This window comes from Allobosea sp. 05T422_2, from assembly GCF_056396265.1.
In genome coordinates, this window is sequence record NZ_JBFTLD010000047.1 from 1 (window position 1) to 15,387 (window position 15,387).

Here is a 15,387-nt window from a genome sequence, read left to right on the forward strand (position 1 = left end):
GCACGGACCGCACCGACCTGCTTCTTCCGGATCAGGCCCTTGAAGACGGGGTAGTGCTTGGTCACGTCCTCAAGTTCGAGCAACGGTACCGTCATACGAACTCCTCCAGCGGGGCCTTCCGACAGGCGACGAGATGGGTCGGGCCGATTTCCCCGAGCACCGGCATCTCCGCGCGGCAGCCGTCATCCGCAAACGGACAGCGCGGATTGAAGCGGCAGCCTTGCGGCAACCGGAAGGGCGGAGGCACGACGCCGTCAATCGCGATGAGCCGCGCAACGTCCTGGTCCATGYGTGGCATCGAACCCATCAGGCCGATCGTGTAAGGGTGCTGCGGATCGTGGAACACGTCCTTGACCGAGGCCCGCTCGACCACCTTGCCGGCATACATGACGGCCACCTCATCGGCGACCTGAGCGACGACACCGAGGTCGTGGGTGATCAGGATCATCGACATGCCCGTCTCCTCCTGCAACTCGCGCAGGAGCCTGAGAATCTGGGCCTGGATGGTGACGTCCAGCGCCGTGGTCGGCTCGTCCGCGATCAGCAGGGCCGGCTTGCAGGTCAGCGCCATGGCGATCATGACCCGCTGGCGCATGCCGCCCGACAGCTGATGCGGATACTCGTCGAAGCGCCGCTCGGGCGATGGAATGCGCACCCTGCGCAGCGCCTCGATGGCCTCGTCACGCAGATCGCGGGCCGAGGCCTTGCGGTGCGCGCGCAAGGACTCGACGACCTGATACCCCACCGTGTGCACGGGGTTCAGGCTGGTCATCGGCTCCTGGAAGATCATGGCGATGCGGTTGCCACGAATGTCGCGCATCTCGCTCGGCGGCAGCTTCAGGAGGTCGCGCCCTTCGAACAGGATCTCGCCGCCGGCATTGCGTCCCGGAGGCGGCACGAGGCCCATGATCGACAGGGACAGCATGCTCTTGCCGCACCCGCTCTCCCCCACGATACCGAGCGTTTTGCCGCGCTCGAGCGAAAGCGAAATGCCGTCGACCGCCCGCACCGTCCCGTTCAGGGTCTGAAAGGCCGTCGTCAGGTTGCGCAGTTCGATGATCGGTGTGGCCGTGGCCGGGCTCATGAGCGGGCCCCGGAGGTCCTATGCCCGGCTTCGGGAAAGGTCAGGGGCGAGTAATCCGTCACCGGGCGGCCGGCCCAGTCATTCCTCGGAGCGGCCGCTTCGGTCCGCTTTTGGGCTTCGTGCAGGCGCCTCGCAGCGGCGGGGTAATCGATGGTGAGGACCTCGCCACCGCTCACGACGAGCCGGCCATCGACATAGACGCGATCGACCGCGCGCTCGGCCGCCGCGTAGATCAGGCTGCGAACGGGATCACGCCGCGGCTGCATCATGGGATGGGCAAGGTCGACGAGCACGAGGTCCGCCTTGCAGTCCACCGCGAGCCGGCCGATATCGCTGCGCCCCAGCGCACGGGCGCCAGCGACCGTCGCAGCCTCGAACAGGTCGGTCGTGCTGAGCGTGCGCGGGCTCTCCGCCATCAGGCGCGCGACATAGGCCGCATTGCGCATTTCCTCGAGCATGTTGTGGGGATAGGTGTCCGTACCCAGGCCGATRTTCACGCCGGCCCGCCGATAGCGCCCGAAATCACGCAACGCGATGCCCCGCCGCATGAAGACGGTCGGACAATGGGCCACCGTCGTGCCGCTCTCGGCCAGGAGATCGAGATCGCGGCGACTGTGCCAGGCGTTGCGCGGGTAGTCGTCGAGGAAAATGGCATGACCGACGATGCTCGTGGAGCCGAGCACGTCGAGATTCTCGAGCCACTGGATCGGCGAGACGCCATGCCGGCGCGTGATCTCATGGAACTCGACCGTCGACTGCGCCGCATGGATCTGCCAGCGCAGCCCGCGTCGGCCGGCCTCAGCATAGCTTTCCTTGATCAGCCCCTCGCTGCAGGTGTCGATCTGGGCGGGGCATACCATGCCGAACAGGCGGCCCGAGGGGTGGGCCTCGGMCTTGGCGATAACYTCAAAGGCCTGCGCCATGGCGTCGGCACCGGCCTTCTCGTCCCACTCGTATTCGACGACATAGCCATTGCGCGTATGCCAGCGGGCCGAGCGGAACATCGGAGCAAGGCAGACGCGCATGCCGCTCTGTCCCGCGAGGTCGAGCCAGTCMGGATGCGGCACCGACAGATCCGCAACCGTCGTCACGCCGGAGAGCAGCAGCTCGGAATAGGCGACGCGTACGCAATCCGGCACCGCCTCGGCATCCGGACGCAGGATCGGCATAAACTCGTAAAGCGAGGAATTGTAGAGCGCCGGCGAACCGAGCTCATCCAGAAAGCCCTTGTTGAGGGGTTCGCTGGACGGATGCGAGTGAATATTGACCAGGCCGGGCATGACCATTCGCCCCTGCCCGTCCACGGTCTCGTCCGCTGGGCCGTCATAGCGCTCGCCGACGAAAAGGATCTTGCCATCCTCGAAGGCGACATCCGCGCCGTAGAGATAGACGTGACCGGCAGCCTGGGCATCCCAGGCCACGACGACATCCGMATTCCTGATGACCGTGAGCGTCATGGCATCATCCGTAGAGAGAACAGAGAAGGCACCCGGGGCGAAGAACGCGCGAGAGAACCGTGCGGCCGACCGGAGCAGGAGATGCGGCGCGGGTCTCCCCCGCGCCGCATCGAAGCGCTCAGCGCTTCAGCTTGATGTCGAGGCCCTTGTAGAGACCTGCGCCATAGACACCGTGGGCACGCACGCCCTCGACGCGGTCGCCCGAGACAACCCAGAGCGGCTGCGAGACGAGCGGCACCCAGACATTGGCTTCGGTGAGCTGGGTCTGGACGGCGCCAATCGCCTGCTTGCGCTTGTCGGCATCGACGGCCGTTGCCGCAGCCTTCAGCATCTCGTCGGTCTTCGGGTCCTTCCAGTTCATCCGGTTCGGGGTCGGCGCCTGGCGGCTGTTGAAGTAGAGGTTCAAGGCCTCGGTCGCCGTCACATAGGGATAGGCCATCACGAAGGCGTCGAATTCCTGCGTGGCGAGCTTGCCCCAGGCAACCGTCGCATCCCAGAGCTGGATCCTCATGTCGATGCCGACCTTGCGCAGGTCGGCCTGCATGGCCTCGGTGATCCGCGGATTGACGTCGTTGCGGATGCCGTAGACCGTGAAGGTCGCCTTCTTGCCGTCCTTCTCGCGGATGCCGTCGGCACCAGCCTTCCAGCCAGCCGCATCGAGGAGCTTGGCCGCCGCCGCCGGATCATATTTCGGCATCTTGGCGGCTGCGTCCTTGTCGAAGTCGAGGACGCTCGCATTGAGGAGTGCCGGCAGGGTCTGGCCCTTGCCGAAGAAGATCGCCTTCGCGATGGCGTCCTTGTTGACGGCCATGTTGACCGCCTCGCGGATCACGCCCTCGCTGGAGATGGGCTTGTCGACCTTGAAGCCCATGAAGATGTCGTAGATATAGTTGTCCTGCCGCTGCACCTGCATGCCGGGCATACGCTGCATCGTATCGAGCGCGATATACGGCATGTAGTAGGTGACGTCGGCCTGCTTGGCCTGGATCGCCGCCATCAGCGTATTCGACTCAGGAATGATCTTCCAGACGATCTCGTCGATCTGCGGCTTCGGATCCTTGTAGATCGGCGGCCCCCAGGTGTAGTGGGGGTTCTTCTTCATCACGAGTTCCTGCCGCGGGGTCCACTTCACCCAGCAATAGGGTCCCGTCGCGTTGAAGCCCTGCACGCCGAAATTGGCGCCGAGTTTCTCGACCGCGTTCTTGTCGACCACCGAAGCGAAGGACAGGCCGATCTGGAAGAGCAGGTCGCTATAGGGCTCCTTCAGCTCGTAGACGACGGTCGCATCGCCCTCCGCGCGGATGTCCTTGACCTGACCGCCGCGGAACGACACCGGCGACTTGTTGGCCGGATCGGTCCAACGCTTCAGCGAATAGACGACGTCCTCGGCTGTCATCGGACGACCGTCGCAGAACTTCACATCGGTGCGCAGCTTGAACGTGTAGGTCGCGCCGTCCGGAGAGACCGTCCAGGATTCCGCCAGACCGGGCTTGATCGTCTTCATGTCGAAATCGACGCTGACCAGCGTGTCGGCCAGCATGTAGAGCGCTTCGGCCGCAGCCGTCGATGTCGAGCGGATCGGATCGTAATTATCCGCGTCGATGACGCGCAGGATCGACAACGGTGCCTTCTGCTGGGCGCAGACGGGCGCGGCGGTGGCCGCAACAGCGGCGGCGCTGCCGAGAAGCAGTGCGGTAAGCCTATTCATGTGAGGGAACCTCCGGAAATTCTGCGTCTATTTGCGCAGCTTGGGATCGAGAGCATCGCGCAGCGCGTCGCCGAGAACGTTGAAGGCCAGCACGACCACGAAGATGACCAGGCTTGGCAGGACGGAGACATGCGGCGCGAAGAACAGGAAGTTGCGGCCGTCCGCCGCCATCGCGCCGAGCTCCGCCGTTGGCGGCTGCGCGCCAAGGCCGAGGAACGACAGGGCCGCGCCGAGCAGGATGACCTGGCCGAATCGTAGCGTGACGAACACGAAGATCGCCGACAGGCAGTTCGGCAGCAGATATTTGAAGATGATGCGTGCGTCGCTCATGCCGAGCGAGCGCGCGCTCTCGATATAGTCCTGCTGCAGCACGACGATGGCCGAGCCGCGCACGACGCGCGCCATGAGAGGCACGGTCGCGATCGAAAGCGCGATGATCACCGCGGTCAGCCCGGGCCCGAAAATGGCTGCGATGGCCAGTCCGAACAGGATGGCCGGAAAGGACAGAAGCACGTCCATCAGGCGCATGAGCAGGCCCGACACCCGCGTGTAATAGGCCGCAACGAAGCCGACGAGGCCACCGAGCGCACAGCCGAAGACGACGGAAGCGAACCCCATCAGCAATGTGGTGCGCAGGCCGAAGAGCAGCCGCGTGATCATGTCACGCCCCTGCCCGTCCGTTCCCAGCAGGCCCATCTCGCCGGGCGCCTTCAGGGTATTGGCGAGATCGCCGCCATAGGGGTCCGACGGCGCAAGCCAGGGCGCGAAGATCGCCCCCGCGATCACCAGCACCACGAGCACCAGCGAGATGCAGGCGCCGACATCGCTGACGAGCATTCTCAGCACCGACGGGCGGCGGACGATGAAGTCTTCGGTCGCTGGCGTCGGCAGCGATTCCGCCTGCCCCTTCGCGAGCGTCTGCGTGATGGAGCTCATCAGGCGCCCCTCACTCTCGGGTCGAGCACGGCATAAAGCACGTCCACGGCAAGGTTGATCAGGATGAAGCCGAGCGACAGCACGATGATCGTGCCCTGCGCCATCGGCAGATCGCTCGACAGGATCGCGCCAACGGCCAGCCGGCCGATGCCGGGCCAGCTGAAGACGGTTTCGGTAACGACGGCGCCGCCGAGCAGGAACCCGATCTGCAGCCCGATCAGCGTCACGACCGGAACGAGCGCATTGCGCAGGGCATGCCGCATGACCACGGCCCGTTCGGTCAGCCCCTTGGCGCGGGCCGTCCTGACGTGATCCGCTCCCAGCACGTCGAGCACCGAGCTGCGGGTCATGCGCGCGACGGGGCCGACGAAGACGCCGCCCAGCGTGATGGCCGGCAGGATGATCGCGAGAAAGCCGTCCCAGGTMCAGAACGGCCCCATCCGACCGGTGAAAGGCAGCAGCGGATACTTGAAGCCGAGCAGCCAGATCAGCGCCAGGCCGAGGAAGAACACCGGCAGCGAGACGCCTGCGACCGACACCGCCATGATGGCGCGATCAAGGATCGAGCCGCGGAAATAGGCGCCGACCGTGCCCATGGCGATGCCCAGCGGAATGGCCCAGATCAGGGAGGCGACCATCAGCTCGAGCGTCGGCCCGATCGTGTTGCCGAGCTCCTGGACGACCGGCACATTATTGATGATCGACACGCCGAGATCGCCCTGCAGCAACCGCCCGACATAGATCAGGAACTGCTTCCAGAGCGGCTGGTCGAGCCCGAGATCGCGGCGGATGGCCTCGACGATGTCCTGTGTGGCGGTTGGCCCCGCCCGCACCTGCGCCGGATCGGTCGGAACCACCTGCATGAGCAGGAAGCCCAGCAGGAGAACCCCCAACAAGACCGGCAGCGCGAGCAGCAGCCGTTGCAGCGTGTGCCGCAGCATTCCGGCTTCCCCCTACTGCGCTGCGGCTGCGAACTGGCCGAGCCGGTCATAGACCACCTCGCCGCCCAGCAGCGTCAGATCGCAGCGCGCATCCATCTCGACGGTCTCGACCGGAGCCGCGAAGATGTCGTGCGACAAAACCGCGATATCGGCGAGCTGCCCCGGCACGAGACGTCCCATGCGGTCCTCGGCGAACTGGGTATAGGCGCCGATCGCCGTATAGGCATGGACGGCCTCCTCCATCGTCAGGCGCTCCGCCGCACCGATCACCGTGTGGCGCTTGGTCTGGCGCGTGACCATCGTGAAGAGGTTCTTGAATGGGTCCGTGGCACAGACCGGCGCATCCGAACTTGCAGCGGGATGCACACCGGCATCGAACCATTTGCGCATCGGATAGGAGGCATCCGCCCGTTCCTGCCCGAGATTATGCACGTAGAGATCGCCGAACTCGTAGATGAACACCGGCTGCGGCACGGGATCGATTCCGGCAGCTGCCATCCGGGCGAGCTGGCCATCGGTCAGGAAGCCGCAATGCTCGATACGGTGACGACGCCCGAGGACGGGGTGCTCGGCACTGTCCGCCTGCTCGATCCCCGACAGCACCTGCTCGATCGCAGCGTCGCCGATGGCATGAATCGCGAGCTGGTAGCCGAGCCTGTGATAATGCGCGAGATAACCGTGCATGTCCTTGTCGGAATAGATGAAGATGCCGCGATTGTCGGGGTCGCCGACGCGATAGGGCTGGCTCATCGCCGCCGTCAGACCGCCGGCGCTTCCGTCCCCGAACACTTTCATGGCGCCGTAGCGCAGGAGACCGACCTCCCGCCCAAAGCGGTATCTGGCCGCGTGCGCGGCATCGCCGATCCCGTCGGCATTGCCATAGATGCAGACCCAGGTCCKCACCGGCAGGCGGTTGGTGCGGGCCATCTCCTCATAGGCCTCGATCTCCGCCATGCCCGCCAGCATGCCGACGCCGGCATCCATCACACTGGTGAAGCCCTGCGACAGCATGTAATGGCCGGCCTGCTCGATGGCCGTCGTCAGCTCCGCGTGGCTGGGTTTCGGCATCGCCTCGACGATCAGGCGCATGGCGCTTTCAGCCAGAAGGCCGGTGAGCTTGTTGTCGCGCCGCTCGATCAAGCCGCCATCGGGGCTCGGCGTGTTGTGGCMGATGCCGGCCTTGCGCATAGCCTGGCTGTTGACGACGCCGACATGGCCGCAGGTGCGCTTGATATAGACCGGATTGTCGGGCGCCACCTGATCGAGCTCGTCGGCGGTGGGATGGCGGCCCTCGGCCAGTTCATTGTGATCATAGCCGCGCCCGAGCACCCACTCGCCTGGCTTCTTCGTCCTGGCCACCGCCGCAACGCGGCGCAGGACCTCGTCGATGCTGCGTACCCCCTCTTCCGGCCGCAGATTGATTTCGTTCATGCTGACGCCGAGCGGCAGCAGATGCATATGCGCATCGTTGAGGCCGGGAATCGCAACGCGACCGGCCAGATCGATGACACGCGTGCCCGCCCCCCGCAGGCTCGAGATCTCCTCAGCCGAACCTGCCGCGAGGACTGTGCCGTCCCTGACCGCCAAGGCCTCGACGAAACCCTCGGCCAGACCGCAGAAGATGCGGCCGTTCAACAAGACGGTGTCCGCTTGAAACATAACCTTACGCTCACTGCTGCATTGTAATGATTGACACCGCTGCGCGCGCAACTTGCCAGACGCAAGCAAACGCGTAGCGTAACGCAGATTTAGCGCACTAAATCCACGACGTTCAGCTCTGTCAGATAATGGAATATGCTCTAGGCAGCCGTCTCGAGCCGCAGAAACTCTTCCATCCTTGATATTTCCTCGGAGTCATTTTCTTATTGGATTGGGGCTAGCATTGCTCAGAATATTTAACAGCGCAAGGGGCGCTGAGCAGGCAAGCGCTGCAGGCTGTGCGGATCAGGTTGCAGGCATTGCGTGATGGAACGAAGACGGGCGGAGACCGGTCATGAGTTTTGACGTGGGTGGAAGATTGAAGGAAATCAGGGCGTCTGCCGGGCTTTCGCAACGTGAATTGGCAGCTCGCTCGGGCGTGACGCACAGCCTGATCTCGCTGATCGAGCAGAATCGGAACAGTCCCTCGGTCGCGTCCTTACGCAAGATTCTCGACGGCATCCCGATGTCGATGGTGAATTTCTTTGACGAAGAGCGCGTGCCGCGAGGCAAGGTGTTCTTCGAGGCGGACGACCTTCTCGACCTGACATCGCGCCTGCATCAGGTCAGCGGCGGCAGCGGCGAGGGCCGCATGTCGTTCCGACAGGTCGGCGACGCCAAGGCGCATAACCTGCAGATCCTGCATGAATCCTACGAGCCCGGCGCCGATACCGGCGTGACCATGCTGAAGCACGATTCCCATGAAGGCGGGGTGGTCCTGTCGGGAGAGCTCGAGATCACCGTCGGCGAACAGATCAAGATCCTTGGCCCCGGCGATGCGTATCTCTTCGACAGCCGCACCCCCCATCGCTTTCGCAATATCGGCGCGACGCGATGCGAGGTCGTGAGCGCCTGCACGCCGCCCTATCTTTGAGGCCTGGGCGCGATTGGCGGCGCCTCGCCGGAGGAGGACCCAGGATCGTCGATGGTCGTTTTCAAACGCCTCTGCGCGCGAGATCAAAGGACCTCGGCCGCTTTGCTGCCGCCGCGTTGATCAATCGCGCAGGCGAAGGGCGACTTGGCAATCTCGTTACTGCTTGAAGCAGGTCTCGCGGTGCCAATTGAGGAAGTGAGGATGCGGACGCTCAACGGGCCGCGCGGGCGCAAATGCGCGGCCGCTTCGGTTCACGAAGGCGCGGATGCCTTCGACGTCGTTCGCATGTCGCGAGACCAGAATGTCCAGGTCATCGGACAGACTGATCAGCCCGCGATCGAACATCCAATGCGCCGTTCCCGAAAGCGCAAGCCCATTGCTGACGATGTCCGGCCCGTTCGCCTCCACGGGGCGAATATGAGCGGCAGCGACCTCGGCACGACCGCCACCATTGATCAGCCTGAGTCCAGTGATCGCACAGCGCTCACCATAGGCCCGCAACACCGTTCGGCGAAATGCTCGATCGCGCACGATCCGCGAGAGCGCGATCGTCAACCGCTCTCGGGCTTGATCGAAGACAAAGGGAGCCTGCTCTTCCGCAAGCCCGCCGGCGACGTTCGGGTCATCGCTTCGCGGCAGGAGTGGCTCCGCATCGTCGAGGCCGAGGGCGAGAACACGGTTGAAGTCGGCCGATGAGATCGGCCGCACTGCGGCTTGTGCTCGCCCCGATATCCGGCCCTCGTCGTTTAGGACGCCGCGCTCGATGACACCGCTCTCGTCAGCGAAGGGGACCGGATTGGCGAAGTCGAGATAGCTGTTAGGCTCGATCACCGCGATGAACATGTCGTGTGCGGCTGGGTCGGGAATGACCTGCTGAACTTTGGCGATGGCAAAGTATCCGCGCGTATTCGCCACTTTGCGCGGCTCGTAGTAGACGATCCAGTCACTGACGCAGGCTTGAACGCGACCAAGATATTGCCGCGGGAACTGATATCTCTCAGCCGGGCTGTCATCGTAGATCGAATCGTATCGGTGGATGAAGACGCCAAACCCCATGGCCGTTGATAGCGCTGTGTGACGCCCCGACGCTAGTCTCCTGTCGGGAGCGGCGCGCGAAGAGCGGTGTTGCCGTACCCTTCAATGAAGGCATCGGAGGTCAGCGGGCGGACATCCCTTTGGATGGCAACCAGACCTGAACAGCTGAGTTCTTGGATCTTCAAAGAAAGCCACTGAAAAGTGGCTGGGGGACTAGGATTCGAACCTAGACAACCAGAGTCAGAGTCTGGGGTCCTACCGTTAGACGATCCCCCAACGGCGCGAACGCCTTCGTTGGTGAGGCGCGGTCTAAACAACCCGCGCCCGCATGGCAAGCCCATTGTGAGCAATCTTGTGCATGAAGGCGACGGGGCCACCTGTCAGCCTGTACTCAGCGTCCTCCGCACGCTGTCGCGCCAGCCCATGACCAGCTTTTCGCGCTGGCTTTTCGCCATTCCGGGGACAAAGCGCCGTTCAAGCCGCCAGAGATCCGCAAACCGATCCGGCTCCGGCAACAGCCCTGCATCGAGGCCGGCGAGATAGGCGGCTCCCAAAGCCGTCGTCTCCAGCACCTCCGGCCTGTCGACAGGTAATGCGAGAATGTCGGCGAGCCGCTGCATGGTCCAGTCGGACGCGACCATGCCGCCATCGACGCGCAGCACCGCGGCGCCCTGCCCGGCGTCCGGCCAGTCGGCACGCATCGCGTCGAGCAGATCGAGCGTCTGGTAACAGACGCTTTCCAGCGTCGCCCGCGCCAGCTCGCGCGGGCCGCTGTTGCGGGTGAGCCCGAAAATAGCGCCACGCGCCTCGGCGTCCCAATGCGGCGCACCGAGCCCGACGAAAGCCGGCACCAGGTAGACCGCCTGGGTCGGATCGGCCGCTTCGGCAAGCGGCCCGGTCTCGCTTGCCGTCTCGATGATTCCGAGCCCGTCGCGGAGCCATTGCACAGCCGCCCCCGCGACGAAGATCGAACCCTCCAGCGCATAGGTGCGCTCGCCGCCGAGCTGATAGGCGATGGTGCTGAGCAGCCGGTTCTGGGATGCCACCGGCGTCGAACCGGTGTTCAGCAGGGCAAAACAGCCGGTGCCATAGGTCGACTTCACCATACCGGGCGTGAAACAGGCCTGGCCGATCGTCGCCGCCTGCTGGTCGCCGGCCATGCCACGTACGGGGATCGCCGCGCCGAAATGGTCGGGCAGCGTCTCGCCGAACAGGCAGGCGCAATCGCGAACCTCCGGCAGCAACGAGCGGGGAATGTCGAACAGCGCGAGCAGGTCCTCGTCCCAGATTCCGCGCCCGATATCGAACAGCATGGTGCGCGCCGCATTGGTCGCGTCGGTTGCGTGGACGGCTCCGCCTGTCAGGCGCCACAGCAGGAAGCAATCGACCGTGCCGAAGGCGAGTTCGCCGGCTTCCGCCCGCCGGCGCGCGCCCGGCACATTGTCGAGCAGCCAGGCGATCTTGGTCGCCGAGAAATAGGGATCGATTCGCAGGCCCGTCCGGCTCGAAACCAGCGAATCATGGCCTCGCTCGCTGAGCTCGGCGCAACGCGGCGCCGTCCGCCGGTCCTGCCAGACGATGGCGCGGTGGATCGCCTGCCCGGTCCTGCGGTCCCAGATCAGCGTCGTCTCGCGCTGGTTGGTGATGCCGATCGCGGCAATGTCCGCGGCTGAGAGCCCGCCCTTGCTGACGGCCTCGCGGCAGGTCGCCAGAACGCTTTCCCACAGATCCTCGGGCTCATGCTCGACCCAGCCCGAGGCCGGAAAATGCTGTGGGAACTCGCGCTGCGCCGATGCCACAGCCCTGAGCGCACCATCGAACAAAATCGCGCGCGACGAGGTCGTCCCCTGATCGATCGCGAGAATATAGCGTGCTCCGGCCATGGCAGCAGTGGTCCTTCCCAGTGGCGGCCCGTCCGATCCGGGCTTGCCCCGAACTTGGCCGAAGCGTGTCGCCGCAGGCAAGCACTCCACCGACAAATGAACAGCGCACAGGTTCCGCTTGGCATCTTCATCAGGCTCTTGTTACGCTTCACCCGAAGCAAGCGGCCGGAGCGTGCAAACCGCGGCCGACGAGGGGTCAAAACACGGTGACGGTCGAGGACCGCCAGGATCGGGATATCGCGCTCGCGGTATCCCCAGGGGTTGATGGCGCCGATCCGCGCCCGATCGGCTCGTCTCCCCTCGGCCCTGCCCCCGTCACGCAAACCTATTACGCGCCCTCGCGCCATCCGGTCGCGACCTATGCCGCGCTCGATCTCGGCACCAATAATTGCCGGCTGCTGATCGCCCGCCCGGCCCAACATGGCTTTCGCGTCGTCGATGCCTTTTCCCGCATCGTTCGCMTGGGCGAAGGGCTTACAGCGAGMGGGCGGCTTGCCGATGCGGCGATGGACCGGGCGGTCGAAGCCCTGAAGATCTGCAAGAGCAAAATGACCCATCGCGGCGTCAGCCGCGCGCGCCTGGTCACGACCGAGGCCTGCCGGGCCGCCACCAACGGGCTCGACTTCGTCCGCCGGGTCGCTGCGGAAGCCGATCTCGAGCTTGAGATCGTCGACCAGCGGACCGAGGCGTCCCTGGCCGTCACCGGTTGCGCTGCGCTGGCCCATCCCACGGCGGAAGGCGTGATCGTCTTCGATATCGGCGGCGGCTCGACCGAGATCGTCTGGATGGGCGGGCGCTCGCAGGCGCGCGACCCGGCGGGTCGCATCCGCGAATGGGCCTCGCTGCCGATGGGCGTCGTCTCTGTCGCCGAGCGCTATGGCGGCGTCGATGTCGGGCGTGAAAAATTCGAGCGCATGGTCGATGATTGCAGCGCTGCCTTGAAGCCATTCGCGACGCGCGCTGCGGCGGCAAAGGACGCCGCCGGTTTCCATCTGCTTGGCACGTCGGGCACCGTCACCACCGTCGCCGGCATCCATCTCGGCCTGCCGCGCTATGACCGGCGTCTGGTCGACGGGCTGTGGATGGACGAGACGGATATCCTCGCCGTCATCGACCGGCTGGTCGATATGGACTATGCCGCCCGCTCGGCCAATGCCTGCATCGGCCGCGAGCGGGCCGATCTCGTGCTTGCCGGCTGTGCGATCTTCGAGGCGATCAGGCGCGCCTTCCCGAGCCGGAAAGTGCGCATCGCCGACCGCGGCCTGCGCGAGGGCATCCTGCTCCGGATGATGCATGAAGATCGCGCCTGGTGGCGCCGCAGGCAGGCATGACGTAAGTCCACGGGAAGGAAGCCCCGTAGCCATGAGCACCACCAAGAGATGAGCACCACCCAGCAATGAGCACCACCAAAGGCGGCACCGGCGCCCGCGATATGCGGGTCAAGGTGAAGAAGGCCGGCAAGCTCAAGCATTCCTCGCAGCTCTGGCTCGAACGCCAGCTCAACGACCCCTATGTCAAGCGGGCGAAGGAGCGCGGTTTTCGTTCGCGCGCGGCGTTCAAGCTCGAGGAGATGGACGACCGCTACAAGTTCCTGAAGACCGGCCAGAAGCTGATCGACCTCGGCTGCGCGCCAGGCGGCTGGTGCCAGGTCGCGGCGCAGCGCATCGGGCTCGAGCGGGGCAAGGGCGCGATCGTCGGCATCGACCTGCTGCACGTCGATCCGATCCCCGGCGTCGATCTCATCGAGATGGATTTCATGGCCGACGAGGCCCCTGCCCTGCTGACCGAGCGGCTCGGCGGCCGGGCCGATGGCGTGATGTCGGACATGGCGGCCAACACCACCGGCCACAAGAAGACCGACCATCTCAAGATCATCGCGCTGGCCGAGGCCGCGCTGGAATTCGCCTATTCGATTCTGGCTCCCGGCGGCTTCTTCCTGGCAAAGCTGTTCCAGGGCGGCGAAAGCGCCGAGCTGCTCGCCATGCTCAAGCGCGACTTCACCACCGTGCGCAACGTCAAGCCGGCAGCGAGCCGGGCGGATTCCTCGGAACTCTACGTGCTGGCGACCGGCTATCGTCGCAAGGAACAGCCGGCAGCGGACACAGAGGGCTGATCTGCCTTCCGAACGCGCCAGGGGGAGGTCTAGACGGCGCCCCCTGCTTACCCCCTCGCCTGAGCGCTGGAGTTGCCGGCCAGCCCTTCAGTCCAGCGGCTTCTGATCCTCGATTGCCTGGGCCGTTGCCTTGCGCGCGCTGAGCGGTGCGTGACCGGAAACCTCGGCGCCGGCATCGGGGGCAAGCCGCGTCATCCAGAGGGCCGACGAGGCCGAAATCAGCCCGACCAGCACGAAGGCCGGCCAGAAATCATGCGCACCCAGCGCCTTGCCGCCGTTCAGCATGTTCGCCGCCTCCAGTGCGAATGCGCCGATCGTGATCCCGAGGCTGAGCGACAATTGCTGCGCCACGCTGGAGAGGCTGGTMGCGCTCGACATGTCCCGGTTCGAGACATCGGCATAGTTCAGCGCATTGATGCCGGTGAATTGCAGCGAGCGGAAGCACCCACCGATCAGCAGCACGCTGAGCATCAGCCATTGCGGTGTCGTCGGCGTGAACAGCCCGGATGCTGACAGGAAGGCCGATCCGATCAGCGCATTGAAGATCAGGACATGGCGGAAGCCGAACCGCGCCAGGATCGTCTTGGCCAGCGTCTTCATGATCATGGCGCCGGCGGCGGACGCAAACGTGATCAGGCCGGAATGCAGCGCGTCATAGCCAAAGCCGAGCTGAAGCATCAGCGGCAGCAGGAAGGGGATCGCCCCGATGCCGACCCGGAAGATCGAGCCGCCGAGCACGCCGATCCGGTAGGTCGGGATCTTGAAGAGCGAGAGATTCAGGACCGGATAGGCCGTTCGGCGCGCATGCCAGAGATAGGTCATCAGCGAGGCCAGGCCCGCGATCACGAAGCCGATCGAGGCTTCGATCGGCACCAGATGCCGGCCGCCGGTCGCAAGCCCCAGCATCAGCGCCGCGAAGCCGAAGGCCGACAGCATGAAGCCCCGGAGATCGAGCGGCGCAACGTCCTCCTCGCGGACATCCTCGAAGAAGCGGCTCGCCAGAACGATGCCGATCAGCCCGATCGGGATATTGATGAAGAAGATCCAGCGCCAGTCGAAATAGGTGGTGATGAAGCCACCCAGCGGCGGCCCGACCACCGGCCCGACCAGGGCCGGCACGGTCAGATAGGCCAGCGCACTGACGAGCTGCGATTTCTCGACGCTGCGCAGGATCACCAGCCGACCGACGGGCACCATCATGGCACCGCCCATGCCCTGAACGAAGCGCGCGCCGACGAAAGCCCCGAGCGAATTCGAGATCGCACACAGGATCGAGCCAAGCATGAAGACGCCGAGCGCCGTGCGGAAAATCGTGCGGGCGCCGTAGCGATCGGCCATCCAGCCCGAGATCGGGATGAAAACCGCGAGGCTGACGAGATAGGAGGTCAGCGCCAGCTTGAGCGCGATCGGGTCCTCGCCCAGCGATTGCGCGATCACCGGCAGCGAGGTCGCAATCACGGTGGAGTCGGTGTTCTCCATGAACAGCGCGCAGGCGACGATCAGGGGCAGGAGTTTGGCGCGTTGCACGGATAAGGAACCTTGCGGCCCGGAGCCGGGATCGGAGAGTTTTGTTCTTTGCCACGCCGGATGTGGCATGAACACGGCCATTTTGCCTGGATCGCGAAGAGACGCTCTGCGCCTGTCGCATGAGTCGCGTT

General features: G+C 65.0%; 12 protein-coding genes and 1 tRNA gene. 3 read left to right on the forward strand and 10 right to left on the reverse strand.

Annotated features, from left to right (window positions below; all coding sequences use genetic code 11):
• Window positions 1-91 precede the first annotated feature (91 nt).
• The 6 genes from AC1DJT_RS11375 to AC1DJT_RS11400 form a co-directional block, all read right to left on the reverse strand.
• The gene (locus AC1DJT_RS11375; RefSeq protein WP_476834083.1) at window positions 92-1,084 is read right to left on the reverse strand and encodes an ABC transporter ATP-binding protein; all 993 of its coding nucleotides are present in this window, start codon (window positions 1,082-1,084) and stop codon (window positions 92-94) included.
• Entirely contained in the window at window positions 1,081-2,541 is a 1,461-nt protein-coding gene (locus AC1DJT_RS11380) for an amidohydrolase family protein (RefSeq protein ID WP_476834084.1), read from the reverse strand. The genes AC1DJT_RS11375 and AC1DJT_RS11380 overlap by 4 nt, the downstream gene beginning before the upstream one ends.
• Before the next feature lie 118 nt (window positions 2,542-2,659).
• The gene (locus AC1DJT_RS11385; RefSeq protein WP_476768340.1) at window positions 2,660-4,249 is read right to left on the reverse strand and encodes an ABC transporter substrate-binding protein; all 1,590 of its coding nucleotides are present in this window, start codon (window positions 4,247-4,249) and stop codon (window positions 2,660-2,662) included.
• 27 nt (window positions 4,250-4,276) lie between these two features.
• On the reverse strand, window positions 4,277-5,185 hold the full coding sequence (locus AC1DJT_RS11390; RefSeq protein WP_441489746.1) for an ABC transporter permease: 909 nt from the start codon (window positions 5,183-5,185) through the stop codon (window positions 4,277-4,279).
• On the reverse strand, window positions 5,185-6,126 hold the full coding sequence (locus AC1DJT_RS11395) for an ABC transporter permease (protein WP_476834085.1): 942 nt from the start codon (window positions 6,124-6,126) through the stop codon (window positions 5,185-5,187). Before AC1DJT_RS11395 ends, AC1DJT_RS11390 begins: the two co-directional genes overlap by 1 nt.
• Before the next feature lie 12 nt (window positions 6,127-6,138).
• On the reverse strand, window positions 6,139-7,761 hold the full coding sequence (locus AC1DJT_RS11400) for an amidohydrolase (RefSeq protein ID WP_476834086.1): 1,623 nt from the start codon (window positions 7,759-7,761) through the stop codon (window positions 6,139-6,141).
• 358 nt (window positions 7,762-8,119) lie between these two features.
• On the opposite strand from AC1DJT_RS11400, the gene AC1DJT_RS11405 reads away from it, so the two are divergent.
• Window positions 8,120-8,698, forward strand: a complete 579-nt coding sequence (locus AC1DJT_RS11405) for a cupin domain-containing protein (protein WP_441505941.1) — start codon at window positions 8,120-8,122, stop codon at window positions 8,696-8,698.
• 156 nt (window positions 8,699-8,854) lie between these two features.
• Here the strand turns inward: AC1DJT_RS11405 and AC1DJT_RS11410 are convergent, their stop codons facing one another.
• The 3 genes from AC1DJT_RS11410 to glpK all read right to left on the reverse strand — a co-directional run bounded on the left by AC1DJT_RS11410 (window position 8,855) and on the right by glpK (window position 11,616).
• Window positions 8,855-9,754 carry an HNH endonuclease gene (locus tag AC1DJT_RS11410; RefSeq protein WP_441505942.1) on the reverse strand — a complete coding sequence of 300 codons (900 nt, stop codon included), beginning with the start codon at window positions 9,752-9,754 and terminating at the stop codon, window positions 8,855-8,857.
• A gap of 181 nt (window positions 9,755-9,935) precedes the next feature.
• Window positions 9,936-10,009: transfer RNA gene (locus tag AC1DJT_RS11415), tRNA-Gln, on the reverse strand.
• 104 nt (window positions 10,010-10,113) lie between these two features.
• The gene (gene glpK / locus AC1DJT_RS11420) at window positions 10,114-11,616 is read right to left on the reverse strand and encodes a glycerol kinase GlpK (protein ID WP_441505943.1); all 1,503 of its coding nucleotides are present in this window, start codon (window positions 11,614-11,616) and stop codon (window positions 10,114-10,116) included.
• 206 nt (window positions 11,617-11,822) lie between these two features.
• Between glpK and AC1DJT_RS11425 the strand changes: the two genes are divergently transcribed.
• Window positions 11,823-12,947: a Ppx/GppA phosphatase family protein gene (locus AC1DJT_RS11425; RefSeq protein WP_476834087.1), complete on the forward strand. Its 1,125-nt coding sequence runs from the start codon at window positions 11,823-11,825 to the stop codon at window positions 12,945-12,947.
• Between the two features lie 65 nt (window positions 12,948-13,012).
• The gene (locus tag AC1DJT_RS11430; protein WP_113515802.1) at window positions 13,013-13,729 is read left to right on the forward strand and encodes an RlmE family RNA methyltransferase; all 717 of its coding nucleotides are present in this window, start codon (window positions 13,013-13,015) and stop codon (window positions 13,727-13,729) included.
• Window positions 13,730-13,816: 87 nt separating this feature from the next.
• Here the strand turns inward: AC1DJT_RS11430 and AC1DJT_RS11435 are convergent, their stop codons facing one another.
• Entirely contained in the window at window positions 13,817-15,256 is a 1,440-nt protein-coding gene (locus AC1DJT_RS11435; RefSeq protein WP_476768345.1) for an MFS transporter, read from the reverse strand.
• Between the last annotated feature and the right edge of the window lie 131 nt (window positions 15,257-15,387).

Coding starts and splice junctions, on each gene's coding strand:
- AC1DJT_RS11385 (WP_476768340.1), bottom strand. CDS start 4,249: ATGAATAGGCTTACCGCACTGCTTCTCGGCAGCGCCGCCGCTGTTGCG.
- AC1DJT_RS11390 (WP_441489746.1), bottom strand. CDS start 5,185: ATGAGCTCCATCACGCAGACGCTCGCGAAGGGGCAGGCGGAATCGCTG.
- AC1DJT_RS11405 (WP_441505941.1), top strand. CDS start 8,120: ATGAGTTTTGACGTGGGTGGAAGATTGAAGGAAATCAGGGCGTCTGCC.
- AC1DJT_RS11410 (WP_441505942.1), bottom strand. CDS start 9,754: ATGGGGTTTGGCGTCTTCATCCACCGATACGATTCGATCTACGATGAC.
- glpK (WP_441505943.1), bottom strand. CDS start 11,616: ATGGCCGGAGCACGCTATATTCTCGCGATCGATCAGGGGACGACCTCG.
- AC1DJT_RS11430 (WP_113515802.1), top strand. CDS start 13,013: ATGAGCACCACCAAAGGCGGCACCGGCGCCCGCGATATGCGGGTCAAG.